Source organism: Catenibacterium sp. co_0103 (assembly GCF_004168205.1).
Taxonomy (GTDB): Bacteria; Bacillota_I; Bacilli_A; order Erysipelotrichales; family Coprobacillaceae; genus Catenibacterium; species Catenibacterium mitsuoka_A.
Genome location: NZ_RCYB01000194.1, coordinates 1 through 1504 on the forward strand (window position 1 = coordinate 1; position 1504 = coordinate 1504).

General features: G+C 34.6%; 1 protein-coding gene. It reads right to left on the bottom strand.

The window, feature by feature from the left end:
* Positions 1-176: 176 nt before the first annotated feature.
* Positions 177-1430, bottom strand: a complete 1254-nt coding sequence (locus EAI80_RS13080) for a methionine gamma-lyase family protein (RefSeq protein WP_129982381.1) — start codon at positions 1428-1430, stop codon at positions 177-179.
* Positions 1431-1504: the final 74 nt, after the last annotated feature.

Here is a 1504-nt window from a genome sequence, read left to right on the forward strand (position 1 = left end):
TTGACCTTAAGAACATGATAAATGATTTATGAAATAAACAAAACAGATAGCAGAAAACTGCCCCTAAAAAGTTGACAGCATAAAAGCAAAGCCAGGAGTTCATACCCCTGACTTTTTCAAAGCTTGAGTAAACCCCAAGTCTATTTAGTTACTCAAATCAATCAGGACCTTTCGTGTTATTTCTTTAAAACATTTGTAAGGGCGAATAGAATAGAAAGTTTACTATATTCTAATGTCAAACCACCCTGGATATAAAGTGTATAAGGTGCAACAACAGGCGCATCTGCACTTAATTCAATTGTACTACCAGAAGTAAATGTACCAGCAGCCATTACTTCATCATGTGGATAACCAGGCATTGGTGCAGGCATAGTGGCTACAAATGAATCAATTGGAGAACTATTCTGAATAGCCTGTGTAAACTTCACTAGGTTTTCTTCTGTACCAAGTTCTAATGTTTGAATAATATCAGTTCTTTCTTCATTATATCTTGGAGAGACATTATTAAAGCCTAACTTTTCTAACATATAAGCACTAAATACAGCACTCTTTAAAGCATTCTTTACTGCATTAGGAGCCATAAATACACCTTTGAAGAATGTATTATTCATATTGAAGTTAGCTCCTAGATCTTTACCAATACCAGGTGCAGTTAATCTTTCAGCACACATAAAGATTAAATCTTTTCTACCTGCAATATAACCACCAGTAGGTGCAATACCTCCACCTAGATTCTTCATTAAAGACCCTACAACGATATCAGCACCGATATGTCCTGGTTCCTTCTTTTCTACAAGTTCACCATAGCAGTTATCTACCATGATAATAACATCCTTATTTACTTCTCTGATCTTAGTAATAATACGTTCAAGCTTAGAAAGTGTTAAAGATAAACGTGAAGAATAACCCTTAGATCTCTGGATTTCTACAAGTTTAACATCATTCTTCTTTAAACGTTCTACGATTTTATCATCATCGAAATCATTGTCAACTAAATCAATCTGTTCATAAGATACACCATGAGCCTTTAATGACTGACTAGATTCTCCTGAAATACCAATCATTTCCTGTAAAGAATCATAAGGTGCTCCAGATAATGAAATCATTGTATCACCATGCTTAAGTAAAGCAGATAAAGTTAAATAAAGCGCATTGGTACCACTCATGATCTGTGGTCTCACTAATGCATCTTCGCATCCAAGAATAGTTGCGAAAATAGCTTCTAGCTTATCTCTTCCTGAATCATAGCTGCCATATCCATTCATGTCCGCAAAATCAGAATAGCTGACATTATTCTCAATAAATGCTGAAAGAATTCTGTTTGAGTTATAGAAACAAACATCATCGATCTTTTTATAAATGTCTTTTAATGCAACATCAGATTCATTCGCAATTTTTAATAAGTTTTCATCTATTTGTTCTAATATCATAATTTCCTCCATTTCCCCGCGCCTTCGTTGCGCGGACACAAATATATAACCAAACTCAAATCCCCCAAAACTCT